Source organism: Prescottella soli, from assembly GCF_040024445.1.
Classification (GTDB): Bacteria; Actinomycetota; Actinomycetes; order Mycobacteriales; family Mycobacteriaceae; genus Prescottella; species Prescottella soli.
In genome coordinates this window covers 322218-338854 of the sequence record NZ_CP157276.1, presented here as the reverse complement: position 1 = coordinate 338854, position 16637 = coordinate 322218, and the positions used below count along the sequence as shown (strand labels likewise).

Here is a 16637-nt window from a genome sequence, read left to right as displayed (position 1 = left end):
CGAACGAGACCTGGCAATCACGAATCCACCCCGCAGCGGTTCGAGAGGCGAGAAGGATGACGGAGATGGCAGCACAGGGTGCGCCACGGCGCGTGGACGGCCCGGACATGGCCGTGATCGGTGGAAGCGGTTTCTACACGTTCTTCGACACCGGCGCCGAGGTCGTGGACGTCGAGACGCCGTACGGCCGGCCGAGCGCGCCGATCACCGTCGGGGAGGTCGCCGGCCGGCGGACGGCGTTCCTACCGCGGCACGGCGCCCGGCACGAGCACGCTCCTCACACCGTCCCGTATCGCGCGAACATGTGGGCGTTGCGCAGCCTCGGCGTTCACAAGGTGTTCGCTCCGTGCGCCGCCGGGAGCCTCTCCCCTGGTCTGGGTCGAGGAGCGATCGTCGTCCCCGATCAGTTGGTGGATCGGACGTCGGGGCGATCGCAGACGTACTTCGACGGCGGCGCCGTGCACGTGCAGTTCGCGGATCCGTACTGTCCGGACCTGCGCGCCGCCGCGTTGCGGCCCGGGACGGTGGACGGTGGCGCCATGGTGGTGGTGGAAGGGCCGCGGTTCTCGACCAGGGCGGAGAGCCGGTGGTTCGCCGCTCAGGGTTGGAGTCTGGTCAACATGACCGGACATCCCGAGGCCGTGCTCGCTCGGGAACTCGAAATGTGTTACGCAACATTGGCTTTGATCACCGATTTGGATGCGGGTGTCGACGTCGGCCAGGGGGTCCGCGCGGTGGACGCATTCGCCGAGTTCGAGCGGAACGTCGGCCCGTTCAAGGATCTGGTCCGTGCGGCGATCACGGCGGCGCCGAGCACCGCGGTGTGTTCGCACTGCCGTGTGCACGAGGGAGTCACGCTGCCGATCGAGCTGCCATGAGAGTCCTGCTGACCGGAGCGGCCGGATTCGTCGGCGGGCACGTGGGGGCCGCCCTGGTCGACCGCGGGCACGAGGTGGTGGCAATCGACGCGATGCTCGGGTCGGCGCACGGGCGTGCGGCGCGGGTGCCTCGGGGTGTCGTCCGTGTCGACGTCCGCGACGGCGACGCCCTCCGACGCGTGCTGCGAGGGGTCGAGGTGGTGTGCCATCAGAGTGCGGTGGTCGGCGCCGGTGTCGATGCCGCCGACGCACCGGCCTACGCGAGTCACAACGACTACGGCACCGCGGTTCTGCTCGCCGGGATGCACCGCAGGGGGTGTCGGAGGCTGGTCCTCGCCTCGTCGATGGTGGTCTACGGAGACGGCCGCTATCGGTGCCCGGACCACGGGCGGGTCGACCCTGCCCCGCGTGATCGGGGCGATCTCGACGACGGCGTCTTCGACCACCGCTGCCCGGTCGGCGGCGAGCCACTGAGCTGGGAAATGGTGCCGGAAGATGCGCCGCTGCGCCCCAGGAGCCTCTACGCGGCCAGCAAGCTCGCGCAGGAGAACTACGCACTGGCGTGGTCGCTTGCGACGGGAGGGTCGGTGACCGCGCTGCGGTACCACAACGTGTACGGCGACCGGATGCCGCGCGACACACCGTATTCCGGGGTGGCGGCGATGTTCCGCTCCGCGCTCGACGCCGGCCGGGCCCCGACGGTGTTCGAGGACGGCGGGCAGACGCGGGACTTCGTGCACGTGCGGGACGTCGCCGAGGCGAACGTCCTTGCGGTGGAGGCGGCCTTGGGCGGATTCGAGCCTGTCAACGTGTGCTCGGGCAAACCGATAACGATCGGCGACGTGGCGCTCGCGTTGACGCGGGCCCGGGACGGGCCGGCGCCGGTCGTGACCGGGCAGTACCGCCCCGGGGATGTTCGGCACATCGTGGCGGACCCGCGTAGGGCCGCCGCTGTGCTCGGGTTCCGGGCCTCGATCACGCCCGGAGCGGGCCTGGCCGAGTTCGCCGCCGCGCCCATGCGGGACACGATTCCCAGCGAGGCGCCGCATGTCTGACCTGCCGGACCGCCGGCAGTCCGGCGAGGAAATGGTCACCGTGGTCATCCCGTGCCGCAACGAGTCCGGGGCCCTCCCGGGAGTCCTGGCGGAGCTACCCGACGGGTACCTGGCCCTGGTCGTGGACAACGGATCCGAGGACGGGACGGCCCACGTCGCGCGCGAGTGCGGCGCGGAGGTGGTCTACGAGCCCCGGCCCGGATACGGGTCGGCCGTGCATACCGGGATCGTGGCCGCCCGGACATCGATCGTGTGCGTGCTCGACGGCGACGGGTCGCTCGACCCGGGTGATCTGCCGGTGCTGGTCGGTGCGGTGCGCGGCGGGGCCGACCTCGCGGTGGGTCGACGCCGGCCGGTGCCCCATGTCCACTGGCCGGTTCATGCGCGCCTGGCCAACGCGCTGGTGGCTCGCCGGCTGCGCCGACGATACGGCCTGGACGTGCACGACATCGGTGCGGCGCGTGCCGCACGGCGGGAGGTTCTGCTGACGCTGGGCATCACCGACCGGCGGTCGGGTTACCCGCTCGAGCTGCTCGTCCGGGCGGCACGGGCCGGTCTGCGCGTCGAGGAGCGCGATGTCGCCTACCGGCCCCGGACGGCCGGGGTGTCGAAGGTGTCGGGGTCGGTCGTCGGCAGTGTCCGCGCCGCTCGGGACTTCTGGAAGGTGCTGGTGCTCGGGAAGGCGAGGGGATGACGAACAGTCGATGCACCTTGCTGATCGTCTCCAAGGCCCCGGTACCGGGACAGGTGAAGACGCGACTGGCCCCGACGATCTCGCTCGACGATGCGGCCGAACTCGCATCGGCATCGCTACTGGACACCCTCGATGCGGCCCGGCGGACGGCGGTGACCGCGCGGGTCGTGGCGCTTACCGGCGAGCTGTCCGCCGCCCGTCACGGTGCCGAGATAGCGGCCGTGCTGGACGACTTCGTCGTCGTGGCGCAGCGCGGGGACGACTTCGCGCGGCGGCTCGTGAACGCGCACGCCGACGCGGCCGGGGTCGCGCACCGCCCGGTGTTGCAGATCGGGATGGACACCCCGCAGGTGACGCCCGCCTTGCTGGGAGATGCCGCGGCCACCCTGACGAGGCCGGACGTCGACGCGGTGTTCGGCCCCGCCACCGACGGGGGCTGGTGGGCGCTCGGGGTCTCGACACCGGACATGGCCGAGATACTGGCGGACATCACGCCGTCGCGGTGCGACACCGGCGACCGCACCCTGCGCGGACTGGTGCAGCGCGGCTGGCGGGTGGCCCGCCTTCCGGTGCTCTCCGACGTCGACACCCCCGGCGATGTACGCAGGGTGGCGGGCGAGGTTGCCCCGGACAGCAGGTTCCGCGCGGTCGCCCGGCGCCTGCGGCAATGCGGTCACCATGGCCTCGGCTGACCAGCGCAGGTCCACAGTTCGCGAAACGCGCCGAGCGCGCTTTGCCCGTGCGGACCTGGCCGCGGCGGCGGCCGCTGCCGCACTGGTCGTGGTCGCGTTCGTGGTGCCGCACCTGGGTTTCGGGACCGTGACGCCCCTGATCCGGAGCAACGCGCAGAAGATCCATGACTTCGCCCAGGCGGCGCCGATCTTCGGCTGGTGGGAGCCGCACATCGGCTGGGGCACGCCGACCGCCCTGCTCATCGGAGTCGGCGCGGTGGCCTGGGGTCGCTCGCTCGCACTCCGGCTGCCGTGGCACTGGCTCCCGCTCGCGACCTGGGCTTCGGCGACCGCGTGGGCATTCTCGCTGGCGATGGTCGACGGCTGGCAACGCGGCTTCACCGGCCGTCTGGTGTCCCGAGACGAGTATCTGAGCGAGGTCCCCGGCGTCACCGACGTCCCGGCGATGCTGCGGGGATTCTCGGGGCGAATCCTGGACTACCAGCCCGACTCCTGGAACACGCACGTCTCCGGGCATCCACCGGGCGCGCTGCTCACCTTCGTCTTCCTCGACCGGGTCGGGCTCGGCGGAGGCGCGTGGGCCGCGATGGCGTGCCTGCTCGTCGGGTCGTCCGGGGCCGCGGCAGTCGTGGTCACGATTCGCGCACTCGGCGACGAATCGCGGGCCCGCGCGGCGGCACCGTTCGTCGCGATCGCGCCCGCCGCGATCTGGATCGCCGTCTCGGGCGACGGACTCTTCGCCGGCGTGACCGCGTGGGGGATCGCGCTGCTCGCCGTCGCGGCCACCGGGACGGTGCGGTGGCCGATCGCGGCAGCCGTCACGGCCGGGATGCTGTTGGGGTTCGGGGTCTACCTCAGCTACGGCCTCGCGCTGATGGCCATCCCCGCCGCGGGCGTCCTCGTCGTCGCCGACCGCTACCGCCCGCTCGTCGGAGCGCTCGCCGGCGCGCTCGCCGTGGCGGCCGCGTTCACGTTCGTGGGCTTCTGGTGGTTCGAGGGGTACACCCTGGTCCAGGAGCGGTACTGGCAGGGCATAGCCGCGGATCGGCCGTTCGCGTACTGGGGCTGGGCCAACGTGGCGGCGCTGCTGTGCGCCACCGGCATCGCGGTCGCCGCCGCGCTGCCGCGGGTGTTCGCCTGGCGGGAGCTGCGGACCCGGCAGCCGGTGAACGTTCTGGTCGCTGCGGCGGTGCTCGCCGTGCTGATCGCGGACCTGAGCGCACTGAGCAAGGCGGAGACCGAACGCATCTGGCTGCCGTTCGCGTTGTGGTTGCTCGCCGCGCCGGCTCTGCTTCCGCCCCCGAGCCACCGGTACTGGCTCGCCGCCCAGGTGGCCGGGGCCCTGGCCGTCAACCACCTGCTGTTCACGAACTGGTAGGTCGCACGGCAGCCCGGACGATCGGTCGGCGCATTCCGCCGCGGACAGGTGATCTCCAGTTGAACGGGGTGATCACCGACAGTGTCACCTGTCCCGGATGCCGAACCGTCCTACGATGGACGCATCCGATGTCCGGCCGAACGGAGGACACGTGAGGGACGACGACGCACCGGAGCCCGATGCGCGGCCGACGAACCGTGCGGGACCACCGTTCCACTCCCCCCGACGATCCCGCAGGTCGATTGCGTGAATCGTCCGGTCGAGCACGCCGACGAATACCGTGACGTGGGTCCGGTCTTCGAGTCCATGGCGTCGCTCGACCCCAGCGACCCGCGTTACGTCGTGCTCCGCGACTCCGTGATCACACGGTGCCTGCCCCTCGCCGATCACATCGCGCGCAGGTTCGACGGCCGTGGAGAATTCCACGACGACCTCGTTCAGGTGGCCCGTGTCGGGCTGGTCAACGCGGTCAACCGGTACGACGTGCACGTGGGCTCCGACTTCGTGGCCTTCGCGGTGCCGACGATGATGGGCGAAGTGCGCCGGCACTTCCGCGACACCGGGTGGGCCGTGCGGGTGCCCCGGCGCGTCAAGGAGTTGCATCTCGAGATCACCCGTTCGGTCGCGCTCCTCTCGCAGCGGCTGGGACGTCCTCCCACGTCTCTCGAGATCGCCGCCGAGCTGCGGATCGGGGTGGACGACGTCTGCGAGGGACTCCTGGCGGCGAACGCCTATCAGACGGTGTCGGTGGATGCGGGTTCCGGGAGCCGCGTCCACGATCACCCCCTCGCGGAGGTCCTCGGCGACGAAGATGCGCGCCTGGACGCGGTCGAGGACCACGAGACACTGCGTCCCGCGCTCGCCGCACTCCCCGACCGTGAGCGTCGGATCGTGCTCATGCGATTCTTCGGGAATCTGACGCAGAGCCGGATCGCCGAGGAGGTCGGGATCTCCCAGATGCACGTTTCCCGGCTCCTGGCTCGCTCCCTCGCGACGCTGCGCGACCAGATCGAGCGGTGACATCCGGTCACACGCGATCGACCAGCTGCTCGTGACCCGCCCGCCGCGCGCAGTTGGCGCAGCAGAAGATGCGGCTCTCGTCCTCGACGCCGTGGCCGAGGATGCGGCATCCACAGTGACCGCACACCGGAGCCATCGCTTGTGCGGCGCATTCGAAGCTGTCGAAAACCCCTCGGCGGTCGCCCATGATGACCGTGAAAGCCTTGTCGTAGTCGTTGCCGCACGTCTCGCAGGTCGACATCGTCCGCCTCCTCGTCCGAGCCGGCGGGAACCCCAGCCGGCATGTCAGGTGGATACCCCGGACGCGATGGCACTACACACGGATCCGCATACGACAGCGTCCCGTTGCCGCACTCGGACGAGCTACCGAGAAGTGTGGGCAACGGGACGCTGGAAAGTTGAAGCCAGGCACACGTCGGGGGGTGTGCCTGGCGATATGAAGTTAGCGAGATCGGGTCGTTCAGCGAAAGCTGGAATGGGGTGAAATTGAGGGTGAAGCAACGTCTTCGCCGACGCCACCCGATTCGCGCGCCACGTGAAGTGCCATGGACCTGCGGTTATTCTGAACAAGTGGACCCACCGGTCACTCGGTACGTCCAGCGTGCCGGGCGTGCACTCGCCTTCCAGGTCGTCGGGGCCGACGGCCATGATGTGGTCTGGTTCATGGAGATCAATCTCCATCTCGATCTGATGTGGACCGATCCCCACATCCACTACGTCCTCTCGCGTGGCTCCACGTATTCCCGGACCGCGTACTTCCAGTGCCGCGGGCTCGGCATGTCCGACCCGGTCGATCACATCCCGACGATCGAGGAGCAGGCCGACGACATCGTCGCCGTCATGGACGAGTTGGGGATGGCGTCGGCGACCATGGGCGGCGTCGCGAGCACGTGCGCCGCGTTGTCCTTGGTCGCTGCACGTACTCCGGAACGGGTCGCCGGGCTGGTCCTGGTCCAGCCGTTCGCCGAGGCGCTGGTCGCGGCCGGAGTCCCGCACGGGTGGACTGCGCAATCGCAGAAGCGGTTCGTCGACGGATGGCGCACCGCATTCGACGCGTGGGGCTCGGGCATGAGCCTGGCCATGTGGGATCCCGCGCTCGACTCCCCGCGGAATCGTCGGATCATGGCGATGATGGAGCGCTGCTCGGCCACCCCGGCCACGGCCCGCGCCTACCTCGAACGGTCGCTCCGATCGGACTATTCGTCGATGCTGCCGGCGATTCAGGCGCCGGCGCGCGTGCTGCTGGTGCCGTCCGGCCCGGTCCCGGAGAACGTCGCACGCTACGTAGCCGACCAGATACCGCGCGGGACGTTCGAGTGGCTGCCGGAGACGTTGCGCGGTTCGTCGCTCGGCGAATCCTTGATTCCCGCCTTCGATGAACTCGAGCTCGTGGCGACCGGCGCGGACCGCCCCGTCGAGGCCGACGAATTCCTCGCGACCGTCCTGTTCACCGATCTCGTGGGTTCGACGGAACTGCTCGCCCGGATCGGGGATTTCGCGTACCGGGATCTCCGCGCGGCGCACGAACGTCAGGTGCGCGAACTGGTCGAGGCGGCAGGTGGCCGCGTCGTCAACGTGGTCGGCGACGGCACGTTCAGTGTCTTCGACGGCCCGATCACTGCCGTGCGATGCGCGGACCGCATCCGGTCGGCCGTGTCTGCCCTCGGCCTGAGGGTCCGGTGCGGAGTGCATTCGGGTGTCGTCGAGCACGACGGCTCGGATCTGACCGGGATGACCGTCCATATCGGAGCCCGCATGTGCGGGATCGCACGGCCGGGCGAGGTGCTCGTTTCCCGGTCGGTGCGTGATCTCGGGCACGACTCGGGGCTGGGGTTCGTCGGGCGTGGCGTCCACACGCTCCGTGGCGTACCCGGGAGGTGGCAGCTGTTCGGGGTGGGAAACGCTGACCCCGACGAGTCCGACAAGCCGTGGCCGTGCGACGGTCCGCCGGCACCGAACCTGCTCGACCGGATGTTCCTGAGGGTGGTGCGGGCGACCCCGCGTCTCGCGCGCACCGTGGTCCGGTTGTCCGACCGCGGGGGCCGGTGGCACCGGCCCGAGTCCGGGTGATCGGCCTATACACTGCTCGGGTACTGATCGAACACATGTGCTGGTCCGTCCGAGTCGAGGGGCAGCGGAAGGACATTGGAGCGAACCGGCGTGAGCGACGATCGACGGCTACTCGACGCCTGGTTCGGCGAGTTCCTGCTGCACCGCAGCACGGCGAAGCCGTCACCGCACACGCTCAAGGCGTACCGGCAGGACTACGCGGGGATCTGCGAGTTCCTGGCGCAGCAGTCCGGTGTTCCCGCGGGCGAGTTGCCGCTGGACGTGATCACCAAGCCGTCGATGCAGCAGGCGTTCGCGTCGTTCGCCGCAACCCACGAGGTCGCGTCGATCCGCCGCTGCTGGTCCACTTGGAACACGCTGTGCGACTTCCTGTTCTCGCTCGACGCGATCGTCGCCAATCCGATGTCGGCGGTGCTGCGCCCCAAGGCACCCAAGCGGATTCCCAAGGCGCTGCCGTCGGACGCGGTCGCCCGGCTCATCGCGACGCTGCAGGAGGACGACACCGACGGCGTCCGGCCGTGGGGGGAACGCGACTTCGCGATCATCCTGATGGCGTTGTTGACCGGGATGCGGTCGTCGGAGTTGATCGCGGTCGACATCGGGGACGTGCGCGGTGCGGTCGATGCCGCGGCCGGCTCGGCGAAGGTCATCCTGGTCCGCGGCAAGGGCAGCAAGGAGCGGGTCGCGACGGCGGAGCCCGCGCTGGTGGCCGCGTTGACCGGCTACCTGGAGTCGCGGATCGAGCGGTTCCCCGGTTCGACCAAGCGTCGGGTGGCGTCGGACGCGACCGCGTGGCAGCACTTCCGCAGCACCGATCCCCTGTTCGTCGGGGCCGACGGCGCCCGGATCACACGCGGGACGCTGCAGTACCGGGTGCTGCGCGCCTATCGGCGTGCCGGCATCAACGGGGAACGCGCCAAAGGTGCGCTGACGCATCAGTTCCGGCACACCTTCGCCACCAACATGGCGGACGAGAACGTCAGCATCTTCACGCTGATGCGGATGCTGGGTCACGAGTCGATGAACACGACCCAGGTGTACACGGAGGGCGCGGGAACCGGGGTGCGCGAGGCGGCCGCACGGAATCCGCTGTATCGGCTGCTCGACGGGAACTGACCGCTCGGAGGGTCGCCGCGATCGTCCTGCGCCGGAGAACGGTCGGCGGCATTGCGGCACACGGTATTTCGACGATTCCGCACCGGAACGGCGGACGGGCTGGAACACTGGTCGATGGTTTGTTCGACCCGCCCGCGTCCGGCGCCGATGCACGGGCGGGCCGCGGCGCGGATTCGTGTCCCGGCCAGTGAGAGTCGCGTCGCCACCGCAGGCTGCCGATGCGGCGCCTCCACCAGGCCTTTTCCTCATCTCCCCAGTTCACCGCTGTAGCGCGCGTCACGGCACAGTCCCACTGGGTGCGCAGCCACGCGGTGCGCCGATAGTGACTGGCCACACTGTGACCCACGGAACAGCAGCGTCGCCCACCCATGGCCGCTCACGGCCCGTCAGGCGCGACGACCTCGCGATTCTTCGAATTCATGCACCACCGCCCGCATTCCGGGCCGGTCAAGAGTCTGGACATCTACTTCAGTGACAGCAACCGCAGACAACCCCACCACGATCGCGGCGCCCCCCACCGCCGCAGCGCGTGGTCGGTACAACCGTCAGCGCCCCGCGTGGGTGATCATCGCCGTCCTCGTGTTGGTCGAGATCATCAGCGCGTTCGAGACGTCGATGGTGTACGGCGCCATCCCGACGTTCATCCGGGAGTTCCACAGCGACGCCGCGACGGTCGGCTGGGCCGTGACGGCCTTCCTCCTGGTCGCCGCCGCCTCCGCCGCGGTGTGCGGTCGCCTCGGCGACATGTACGGGCGCGAGCGGGTGCTCGTCGTCCTGCTCGCCGCCGCGGCACTGGGCTCGTTCGTCAGCGCCATCGGCGACAGCATCGGCAGCATCATCGTCGGCCGCGCCATCCAGGGCGTCGCGGGCGCGATCCTGCCGCTGTGCATCGGCCTGGCGCGCGAGCACCTGCCCGCCGCCAAGGTTCCCGTCGCGATCGCGATCATCTCGGGTTCCGCGGTCGCCGCCGGCTCGGCGTCGCTGCTCGTGGCCGGATTCATGCTCGACCACGCGAGCTGGCACATGATCTTCGTGGTCGCGGCCGCTTACGCGGTGATGGCTCTGCTGCTGGTGCTGTTCGTGCTGCCGTGGCGTCCCGCCGTCGGCAGCACCCAGAAGGTGGACTACGTCGGCACGATCGCGTTCGCCCCGGCGATCGCGGCGGTGCTGCTCGGCATCAACAAGTCCGGCGCGTGGGGCTGGACCGACGCCAAGACCCTCGGGCTGATCGTCGGCGGCCTCGTCGTGCTCGCCCTGTGGGTGCTGTGGGAACTGCGGGTCACCGACCCGATCGTCAACGTGCGCCTGTTCACCGACCGCAAGGTCGCGCTGACGATGTGCGCGACGCTGGCCATCGCCGTCGGCCCGATGGGTATCAGCACGATGATCATCCCGATGATCCTGCAGTCCCCGACCACGTCCGCGTTCGGCCTCGGCATCTCCCCCACCAACGCCGGCTGGCTGTCGTTCATCGGTTCGTTGTTCGGGTTCGTGTGCACGCCGCTCAGCGGCCGGATCACACGGGCCGCCGGATCGCGTGCCTCGATGCTCCTCGGCACCGCGCTCTTCGTCGCCAGCAGCGCGATGATGCTGGTGCTGCACGAATCGGTCGCCGGCATGGTCGCGATGATCATCACCGTGTCGATCGGCACCGCGTTCGCGTACACCGCGCTGCCGAACCTCATCGTCGAGGCCGTGCCCGAGGGGAACACCAGCGAGGCGACCGGCACCAACTCAGTGCTGCGCACCGGCGGCCAGGGCATCGGCACCTCGATCGCGACGATGCTGCTCGCCTCGTCGGCCACCGCGGCCGGCCCCACGGTGACCGGGCTCAACACGGTCGGTGCGCTGATGATCGTCGCGGGCCTGCTGACGATCGGGTTCACCCTGCTGATCCGTCGCGGCAGCGTGTACGCCGAGGCGTGACGGTCGCGTTCTGACAACCGGCTGCGGGCGGTGGGGAAACGTCCCACCGCCCGCAGCCGTTTCCGTGGCCGAGTTGCCGAGCCGACCGTCCACCCGACGGTTACGGTGACAGTGTCAGGACGATTCGTCGACCTTCGAGGAGCGCGCAATGAGCAACCCCTCGTCACAACCCCGTCGCCAGCGCGTCGTGGTCATCGGCTCCGGGTTCGGGGGGCTCTTCGCCACGCAGGCGCTCAAACGCGCGCCCGTGGACATCACGCTGGTCGCGCGGACGACGCATCACCTCTTCCAGCCGCTGCTGTACCAGGTGGCGACCGGGATCCTGTCGGTGGGCGACATCGCCCCGGCCACCCGGATGGTGCTCCGCAAGCAGAAGAACGTCGAGGTGCTCCTCGGTGACGTCGAGACGATCGACCTCGCCGCCGGCAAGGTCACCTCGCGGCTGCTCGACCGCGAGACCGTCACCGAGTTCGATTCGCTGATCGTCGCCGCGGGGGCCGGGCAGTCCTACTTCGGCAACGACCACTTCGCCGAGTTCGCGCCCGGGATGAAGACGATCGACGACGCCCTGGAGCTGCGCGGCCGCATCCTCGGCGCGTTCGAACAGGCCGAGCTGTCCGACGACCCCGAGGAACGCGAGCGGCTGCTCACCTTCGTCGTCGTCGGTGCCGGGCCCACCGGCGTCGAGATGGCCGGGCAGATCGCCGAACTCGCGCACCGCACCCTGGCGGGGGCCTTCCGGCGGATCGATCCGCGTCGGTCCCGGGTGATCCTGCTCGACGGGGCGCCGGCGGTGTTGCCGGTGTACGGCGGCAAGCTGAGCCGCAAGGCCGCCGAGCGGCTCGAGAAGCTCGGCGTGGAGATCAAACTGAACGCGATGGTCACGAACGTCGACGTGAACGGTCTGGTCATCAAGAACCAGGACGGCACCGAGACCCGGATCGAGGCGCAGTGCAAGGTGTGGTCGGCCGGCGTGCAGGCCAGCCCGCTGGGGCGCCAGCTGGGTGAGCAGTCGGGCGCCGAGGTCGACCGGGCGGGCCGCGTCCACGTGAATCCGGACCTGACGTTGCCGGGCTATCCGAACGTGTTCGTCATCGGCGACATGATGTCGCTGGACAAGTTGCCCGGCCTGGCGCAGGTGGCGATGCAGGGCGGCAAGTACGCGGCCAAGGAGATCCGCGCGGCGCTCGACGATGCGCGACCCGAGGACCGGCAGCCGTTCAAGTACTTCGACAAGGGTTCGATGGCGACGATCTCCCGGCACAGCGCCGTCGCGAAGGTCGGCAAGCTCGAGATCAGCGGGTTCATCGGCTGGATCATGTGGCTCGTGATCCACCTGATGTACCTGATCGGGTTCCGGAGCCGGCTGTCGACGGTGATCTCGTGGACGGTCTCGTTCCTCGGCCGGGGACGCGCGCAGATGGCGTCCACCGAGCAGCAGGTGTTCGCGCGCAACGCGATCGACGTCCTGCAGGAGCAGAGTCGAGCGCGCCGCGCGGCCGAATCACGCGAGGCCGGCTGAACCGGCCACGCTCACTTGTTGGTGCCGAGCGCGGCCGTCTCGGTGATGTTCTGCAGGCGGACCTGTCCGCGTGCGACGACCCGATCCTGCTCGTCGGTGACCGTCACGAGCCACAACTGCTGGCTGCGTCCCCGGTGCACGGGGGACGCCTCGGCGAACAGGACGCCGTCGCGGGTGGCGCGGAGGAAGTCGGTGTTGTTGTTGACGCCGACGACGTGGCCACGATCGCCGAGCCACAGGCTCGCGGCGATGCTGGCGACCGACTCGATCACCGCGCAGTGCACGCCGCCGTGCATGATTCCCCACGGCTGGTAGAGCGCGGGCGTGACCTTCCACTGCGCACGGACGCGATCCGGGGTCAGTTCGGTGAACTCGAGGCCGAGCGCCTCCCCGAACCCCTTGTTGAGGAACGCGTTCACCTCGGCCGGGTCCGCTCCGTCCCCCAGCACGAATGCGTGCTCTGCCTCGCTCGCCATGTATTGCTCCATCAGTCGTCCGGGCGGTCGCGCCGATGTCGGTGAAGTGCCCCGTCGACGTGACCGCCTGCCGAATATGTACCTCGTCATAGTGATCCACACCTCCGCAGGCCGGGCAACCGCCCCCGCCGCACAGCCGGTCCGGCGGACCCGGATTCCCGAAAACCCCACATAGACGCCCTGTCGCCACTTAGCGTCGCTAAACATGCCTGCACCTCACGCACGCTGTCGCCGTGCCGCCGCCTCCGTCGGGCTCGCCGCCGTGGGCGTGGTCTCGTCGTTCGCGCTCGTCGGCTGCGCGTCGGACACCTCGACCGCGGAACCCGCGGCGAGTGCCGCGGAATCGACATCCGCCGCGGCCGCGCCGGGATCAGGGGAATGTGCGCAGGCGTCGAGGTACGGCGATGAAGGACGGCTGCGCGGACGGGAGTGGCTCCTTGCCTACAAACAGGCCCCGTCTGCGTCGGGTGTGACCCTGATCCGCTGCCACTACGTGCACGAACCGAGCGGCGACGGCGACGCACCGATCGATGTCATGGCCGGCGACCTGGTTCCACCGCCGTCGGTGGTCACCGATGGCGGCGAGGTGCAGAGAATCCTCGTCTCGCTCCCCGATTCGACCGACCCTTCGCTGTGGCGCTGCCCCATGACGATCGTGGCGGACTTCGACGAGTACGCCGTGCTCGATCCAACCGGAACGACGGTCGCGAGGTTCCAGACGAGCGAGGGCGGAAATGGTTGCGGCATGTTCCGGGTGATTCCCTCCGAGTGATGCCCCGGGGCCCGCGACGGACGTTACGGTCGCAATGCGTGGACCCGGAAGAACACCGACATGCCCCGCGGGAGGAGCCATGGGTGAAGCATCCAAGGGGGCCGATCCAGCCCGGGCGCTGCTCGACGATCTCGCCGCCGAGTTCCTTCGCGAGCCCCACGTCGAGTTCGGCACCATGTTCCGCAGTCCGGGGCTGCGGGTGGCCGGCAAGATCTTCACGTTCCTCGGCCACGACCGCCGCCTGATCGTCAAGCTGCCGCGACACCGGGCCGAGGAGGTCGTGCAGGCGGGAAGCGCGCGGGAAGTCACGATGGGCAAGCGGACGATGACGGAGTGGGTGGCCTTCCCTGTCGATAACGACGACCTCGACGCAACGCTCACCACCTGGCGCCACGCCGCGCGTGAGGCTCACGATTTCGTCGCTGGCCTCTGAACGAATGGCCGCGGAACGGACGAGACGGCGGGTTCCGTGCGCAGTGCACGGAACCCGCCGTGGAAGGGACCGGGAGTCGCTGCAGCCCTCAGGACTCCGACACGGTCCAGCAGTACCGACCAGCCAAGCATAGGCAAGGCTGCCCTACATGCAACCCCGTCGTCAGCACGCCGTCGCGAGCAGCGCGCGGGCGCGGACGGGCACCCCCGCCGCCTCGAACGCGTCGAGGAGACCCTGACCCCGGCGCGACGCCACCACGCGCGACGATCCCGCCCGGATCGGGACGTGCGTCGCGGCACCGAGGACGGCATCGGCGACGAGTGCCGCGAACCGTGGGGTGTCGACCGGTGCCGTCGACTCCAGCGCGTGACGGATCGCGGCGAGCGAGGTGAGGCACCGGTGCACGGTCCACACCAGCAGCGCCCGCTCGCAGGGCAGGGTGACGACACCGCGGGAACCGGCGAGCGGATCGTCGGGCAACACGCGCAGCGTGTCGTCGACGACGCCGGCCCAGTCGATCCCGCAGTCGCTGTCCATGTGTACCCACAGGTTGTCCACCCCGGGATCCCAGGCGCGCCCGTCGAGGACCACCAGTGCGGCCACGCGACCGACGACCGCATGCACGAGCGCGGCCGCCACCTGGACCGCGGCGGCGCGCGGCGAGGACAGCTCCGCCAGCAGGTGGGCGTACATCTGGCCGACGCGATCCTTCGGCAGATCGGCCGGTGATCCCTCGGTGCGCGCGCATGCCGCGATCGGCCACCATCTCCGCTTGCCCTGCCGGGCCATCGCCGCGACGGCGTAGACGCGCGGGTAGTCCGGCGAGATTTCCTGCAGGCGGGTACAGGATTCCGCGAGTGCCGCGCTCTCGGACGTACTGAGCTGAGCCTGCGCATTCACGGACACCATGCCTCCATCGAGAGTCGATTGCCGACAGCAACTTTAGGCTAGCCTAACCATATCGCCCGTCCGCACGTCCACTCTTGGCGCAACGGATCCCGCCGTCGAATGTTCGGTTAGGCTTCCGTAACCTGACGCCAGACCGCATTGCTTTCCAAGGAGCGCCCCCACCGTGACGACGACCCGCCTCCCGGACTCGGATCCGGACGCGTCGAGGCACCACGACGTGCCGAACGACTTCGGCAAGGAGGTCGTCCCGGAGGGGCCCGCCCCGCGGCATCTGCGGGCGTTCGCGAACGTCGTCGATCTCGCCGTCGTCTCGATCCCCCTCGTGATCGGCTGGTACCTGGTCGATTCCCTCGCCGACGCGAACGGCGGCGGCGAGACCGACCGCGCGGTGTTCGGCGGCGCGGCGCTGGCCGTCGCGATCGGACTGTTCGTCTGGAATCGCGGATTCCGCGAGGGCAACGCCGGCACCACCGTCGGCAAGGGCTGGTTCGGTCTCGTCACCCGCGACACCGAGACCGGTGCGCCGATCGGCGTGCGTCGCGCGCTGCGCCGATGGCGCGACGGCGGCACCGAGGTAATCCGTGAGTCCACCGCCCGCGCGGACGGATTCGAACCAGTTGCGCCCGACGCGTCGCTCGCCGCGGTGCGCCGCCGTCGACTCCTGGGACTGGCCGCGCTCGCGGCGCTGCTGGCGCTCGTGCTGTTCGCGAGCATCGCAGTCGGCGCCCGCCCGCTGTCCTTCGACGAGATCTTCCACGCGCTGTTCCAGGCCACGGGCAGCGAAACCGACATCATCGTGCGCTCGCTGCGCATCCCCCGCACCCTGCTCGGCCTGGTCGTCGGCATCGCGCTCGGCGTCGCGGGCGCCCTCATCCAGGGCCACACCCGCAACCCGCTCGCCGACGCCGGCCTGCTCGGCCTCAACGCGGGCGCGGCGTTCCTGGTCGTGCTCGCGATCTACGCCCTCGGTCTCACCGCGCCCAGCGAGTACCTGTGGTTCGCGTTCGCCGGATCGGCGCTCGCGTCGATCACCGTGTTCGGGCTGTCGTCGATCGGCAACGGCAAGGCCAGTCCCCTCAGCCTCGCGCTGGCCGGCGCGGCCGTGGCGTTCTTCCTGCAGGCCATGACGAACGCCGTCGTGCTGCTCGACCAGACCAGCCTCGACGGCTACCGGTTCTGGGTGGTCGGCTCGGTGGCCGGCCGCGGCTACGACATCTTCTGGCAGGTGCTGCCGTTCCTGATCGTCGGCCTGCTCATCGCGATCGCCAGCACCCCGAGCCTCAACGTGATCAGCCTCGGCGAGGACGTCGCCCGGTCGCTCGGCACCAACGTCGCGGTGTCGAGGACCGTCGGCATCGTCGCCATCACGCTGCTCACCGGCGCCGCCACCGCGGCGTGCGGTCCGATCGCGTTCATCGGGCTGGTCGTCCCGCACGTCGCCCGGGCGATCACCGGCCCCGACTACCGCTGGCTGGTCCCCTACGCGGGCCTGCTCGGCGGCCTGATGCTGGTGATGGCCGACGTGATCGGCCGCGTGGTGGTGCGGCCCGGCGAACTTCAGGTCGGCATCGTGCTGGCCGTCTTCGGTGCCCCGTTCTTCATCGCGCTGGTCCGGCGCAGGAAGCTGGCGAGCCTGTGAGCGTCCTCGAACCCACCACCGATCCCGGCGCCGCCGTCGAGCACGGCGGACCCACCC

General features: G+C 70.0%; 16 protein-coding genes. 13 read left to right on the top strand and 3 right to left on the bottom strand.

Annotated features, from left to right (window positions below; all coding sequences use genetic code 11):
• Nucleotides 1-56: 56 nt before the first annotated feature.
• From ABI214_RS01680 to ABI214_RS01655, 6 genes are all read left to right on the top strand, one after another.
• Nucleotides 57-878, top strand: a complete 822-nt coding sequence (locus ABI214_RS01680) for an S-methyl-5'-thioadenosine phosphorylase (protein WP_348605487.1) — start codon at nucleotides 57-59, stop codon at nucleotides 876-878.
• A complete protein-coding gene (locus tag ABI214_RS01675) occupies nucleotides 875-1933 on the top strand; it encodes an NAD-dependent epimerase/dehydratase family protein (RefSeq protein WP_348605486.1) in 1059 nt (352 codons plus the stop codon). The genes ABI214_RS01680 and ABI214_RS01675 overlap by 4 nt, the downstream gene beginning before the upstream one ends.
• On the top strand, nucleotides 1926-2627 hold the full coding sequence (locus ABI214_RS01670) for a glycosyltransferase family 2 protein (protein ID WP_348605485.1): 702 nt from the start codon (nucleotides 1926-1928) through the stop codon (nucleotides 2625-2627). The genes ABI214_RS01675 and ABI214_RS01670 overlap by 8 nt, the downstream gene beginning before the upstream one ends.
• Nucleotides 2624-3319: a TIGR04282 family arsenosugar biosynthesis glycosyltransferase gene (locus tag ABI214_RS01665; RefSeq protein WP_348605484.1), complete on the top strand. Its 696-nt coding sequence runs from the start codon at nucleotides 2624-2626 to the stop codon at nucleotides 3317-3319. Before ABI214_RS01670 ends, ABI214_RS01665 begins: the two co-directional genes overlap by 4 nt.
• Entirely contained in the window at nucleotides 3306-4697 is a 1392-nt protein-coding gene (locus ABI214_RS01660) for a hypothetical protein (RefSeq protein WP_348605483.1), read from the top strand. The genes ABI214_RS01665 and ABI214_RS01660 overlap by 14 nt, the downstream gene beginning before the upstream one ends.
• A gap of 306 nt (nucleotides 4698-5003) precedes the next feature.
• Entirely contained in the window at nucleotides 5004-5717 is a 714-nt protein-coding gene (locus tag ABI214_RS01655; protein WP_408586809.1) for a SigB/SigF/SigG family RNA polymerase sigma factor, read from the top strand.
• A gap of 7 nt (nucleotides 5718-5724) precedes the next feature.
• Here ABI214_RS01655 and ABI214_RS01650 read toward each other — a convergent pair whose 3' ends face one another.
• On the bottom strand, nucleotides 5725-5958 hold the full coding sequence (locus ABI214_RS01650; RefSeq protein ID WP_280760422.1) for a hypothetical protein: 234 nt from the start codon (nucleotides 5956-5958) through the stop codon (nucleotides 5725-5727).
• Nucleotides 5959-6287: 329 nt separating this feature from the next.
• Here ABI214_RS01650 and ABI214_RS01645 point away from each other — a divergent pair, with 329 nt between their 5' ends.
• The 4 genes from ABI214_RS01645 to ABI214_RS01630 all read left to right on the top strand — a co-directional run bounded on the left by ABI214_RS01645 (nucleotide 6288) and on the right by ABI214_RS01630 (nucleotide 12351).
• The gene (locus tag ABI214_RS01645) at nucleotides 6288-7787 is read left to right on the top strand and encodes an adenylate/guanylate cyclase domain-containing protein (protein WP_348605481.1); all 1500 of its coding nucleotides are present in this window, start codon (nucleotides 6288-6290) and stop codon (nucleotides 7785-7787) included.
• 90 nt (nucleotides 7788-7877) lie between these two features.
• Complete coding sequence (locus tag ABI214_RS01640) at nucleotides 7878-8903, top strand: tyrosine-type recombinase/integrase (protein ID WP_348605480.1); 1026 nt, start codon at nucleotides 7878-7880, stop codon at nucleotides 8901-8903.
• Between the two features lie 561 nt (nucleotides 8904-9464).
• A complete protein-coding gene (locus tag ABI214_RS01635; protein WP_348611127.1) occupies nucleotides 9465-10829 on the top strand; it encodes an MFS transporter in 1365 nt (454 codons plus the stop codon).
• Between the two features lie 148 nt (nucleotides 10830-10977).
• Nucleotides 10978-12351, top strand: a complete 1374-nt coding sequence (locus ABI214_RS01630) for an NAD(P)/FAD-dependent oxidoreductase (RefSeq protein ID WP_348605479.1) — start codon at nucleotides 10978-10980, stop codon at nucleotides 12349-12351.
• An 11-nt stretch (nucleotides 12352-12362) separates the two neighbouring features.
• Here ABI214_RS01630 and ABI214_RS01625 read toward each other — a convergent pair whose 3' ends face one another.
• Nucleotides 12363-12827, bottom strand: a complete 465-nt coding sequence (locus ABI214_RS01625; protein WP_348605477.1) for a PaaI family thioesterase — start codon at nucleotides 12825-12827, stop codon at nucleotides 12363-12365.
• A 205-nt stretch (nucleotides 12828-13032) separates the two neighbouring features.
• Between ABI214_RS01625 and ABI214_RS01620 the strand changes: the two genes are divergently transcribed.
• Both ABI214_RS01620 and ABI214_RS01615 read left to right on the top strand, forming a co-directional pair.
• The gene (locus ABI214_RS01620) at nucleotides 13033-13599 is read left to right on the top strand and encodes a hypothetical protein (RefSeq protein ID WP_348605475.1); all 567 of its coding nucleotides are present in this window, start codon (nucleotides 13033-13035) and stop codon (nucleotides 13597-13599) included.
• A 79-nt stretch (nucleotides 13600-13678) separates the two neighbouring features.
• Nucleotides 13679-14032, top strand: a complete 354-nt coding sequence (locus ABI214_RS01615; protein ID WP_348605474.1) for a hypothetical protein — start codon at nucleotides 13679-13681, stop codon at nucleotides 14030-14032.
• Nucleotides 14033-14194: 162 nt separating this feature from the next.
• Here the strand turns inward: ABI214_RS01615 and ABI214_RS01610 are convergent, their stop codons facing one another.
• Nucleotides 14195-14941, bottom strand: a complete 747-nt coding sequence (locus tag ABI214_RS01610; protein WP_348605473.1) for a hypothetical protein — start codon at nucleotides 14939-14941, stop codon at nucleotides 14195-14197.
• Between the two features lie 163 nt (nucleotides 14942-15104).
• Here ABI214_RS01610 and ABI214_RS01605 point away from each other — a divergent pair, with 163 nt between their 5' ends.
• Entirely contained in the window at nucleotides 15105-16580 is a 1476-nt protein-coding gene (locus ABI214_RS01605; protein ID WP_408586759.1) for an iron chelate uptake ABC transporter family permease subunit, read from the top strand.
• The last annotated feature ends 57 nt before the right edge of the window (nucleotides 16581-16637 follow it).

Excerpts from the sequence above, each read along its gene's own strand:
- ABI214_RS01680 (WP_348605487.1), top strand. The coding sequence starts at position 57 with ATGACGGAGATGGCAGCACAGGGTGCGCCACGGCGCGTGGACGGCCCG.
- ABI214_RS01675 (WP_348605486.1), top strand. The coding sequence starts at position 875 with ATGAGAGTCCTGCTGACCGGAGCGGCCGGATTCGTCGGCGGGCACGTG.
- ABI214_RS01670 (WP_348605485.1), top strand. The coding sequence starts at position 1,926 with ATGTCTGACCTGCCGGACCGCCGGCAGTCCGGCGAGGAAATGGTCACC.
- ABI214_RS01665 (WP_348605484.1), top strand. The coding sequence starts at position 2,624 with ATGACGAACAGTCGATGCACCTTGCTGATCGTCTCCAAGGCCCCGGTA.
- ABI214_RS01660 (WP_348605483.1), top strand. The coding sequence starts at position 3,306 with ATGGCCTCGGCTGACCAGCGCAGGTCCACAGTTCGCGAAACGCGCCGA.
- ABI214_RS01655 (WP_408586809.1), top strand. The coding sequence starts at position 5,004 with ATGGCGTCGCTCGACCCCAGCGACCCGCGTTACGTCGTGCTCCGCGAC.
- ABI214_RS01650 (WP_280760422.1), bottom strand. The coding sequence starts at position 5,958 with ATGTCGACCTGCGAGACGTGCGGCAACGACTACGACAAGGCTTTCACG.
- ABI214_RS01630 (WP_348605479.1), top strand. The coding sequence starts at position 10,978 with ATGAGCAACCCCTCGTCACAACCCCGTCGCCAGCGCGTCGTGGTCATC.
- ABI214_RS01625 (WP_348605477.1), bottom strand. The coding sequence starts at position 12,827 with ATGGCGAGCGAGGCAGAGCACGCATTCGTGCTGGGGGACGGAGCGGAC.
- ABI214_RS01620 (WP_348605475.1), top strand. The coding sequence starts at position 13,033 with ATGCCTGCACCTCACGCACGCTGTCGCCGTGCCGCCGCCTCCGTCGGG.
- ABI214_RS01615 (WP_348605474.1), top strand. The coding sequence starts at position 13,679 with ATGGGTGAAGCATCCAAGGGGGCCGATCCAGCCCGGGCGCTGCTCGAC.
- ABI214_RS01610 (WP_348605473.1), bottom strand. The coding sequence starts at position 14,941 with ATGGTGTCCGTGAATGCGCAGGCTCAGCTCAGTACGTCCGAGAGCGCG.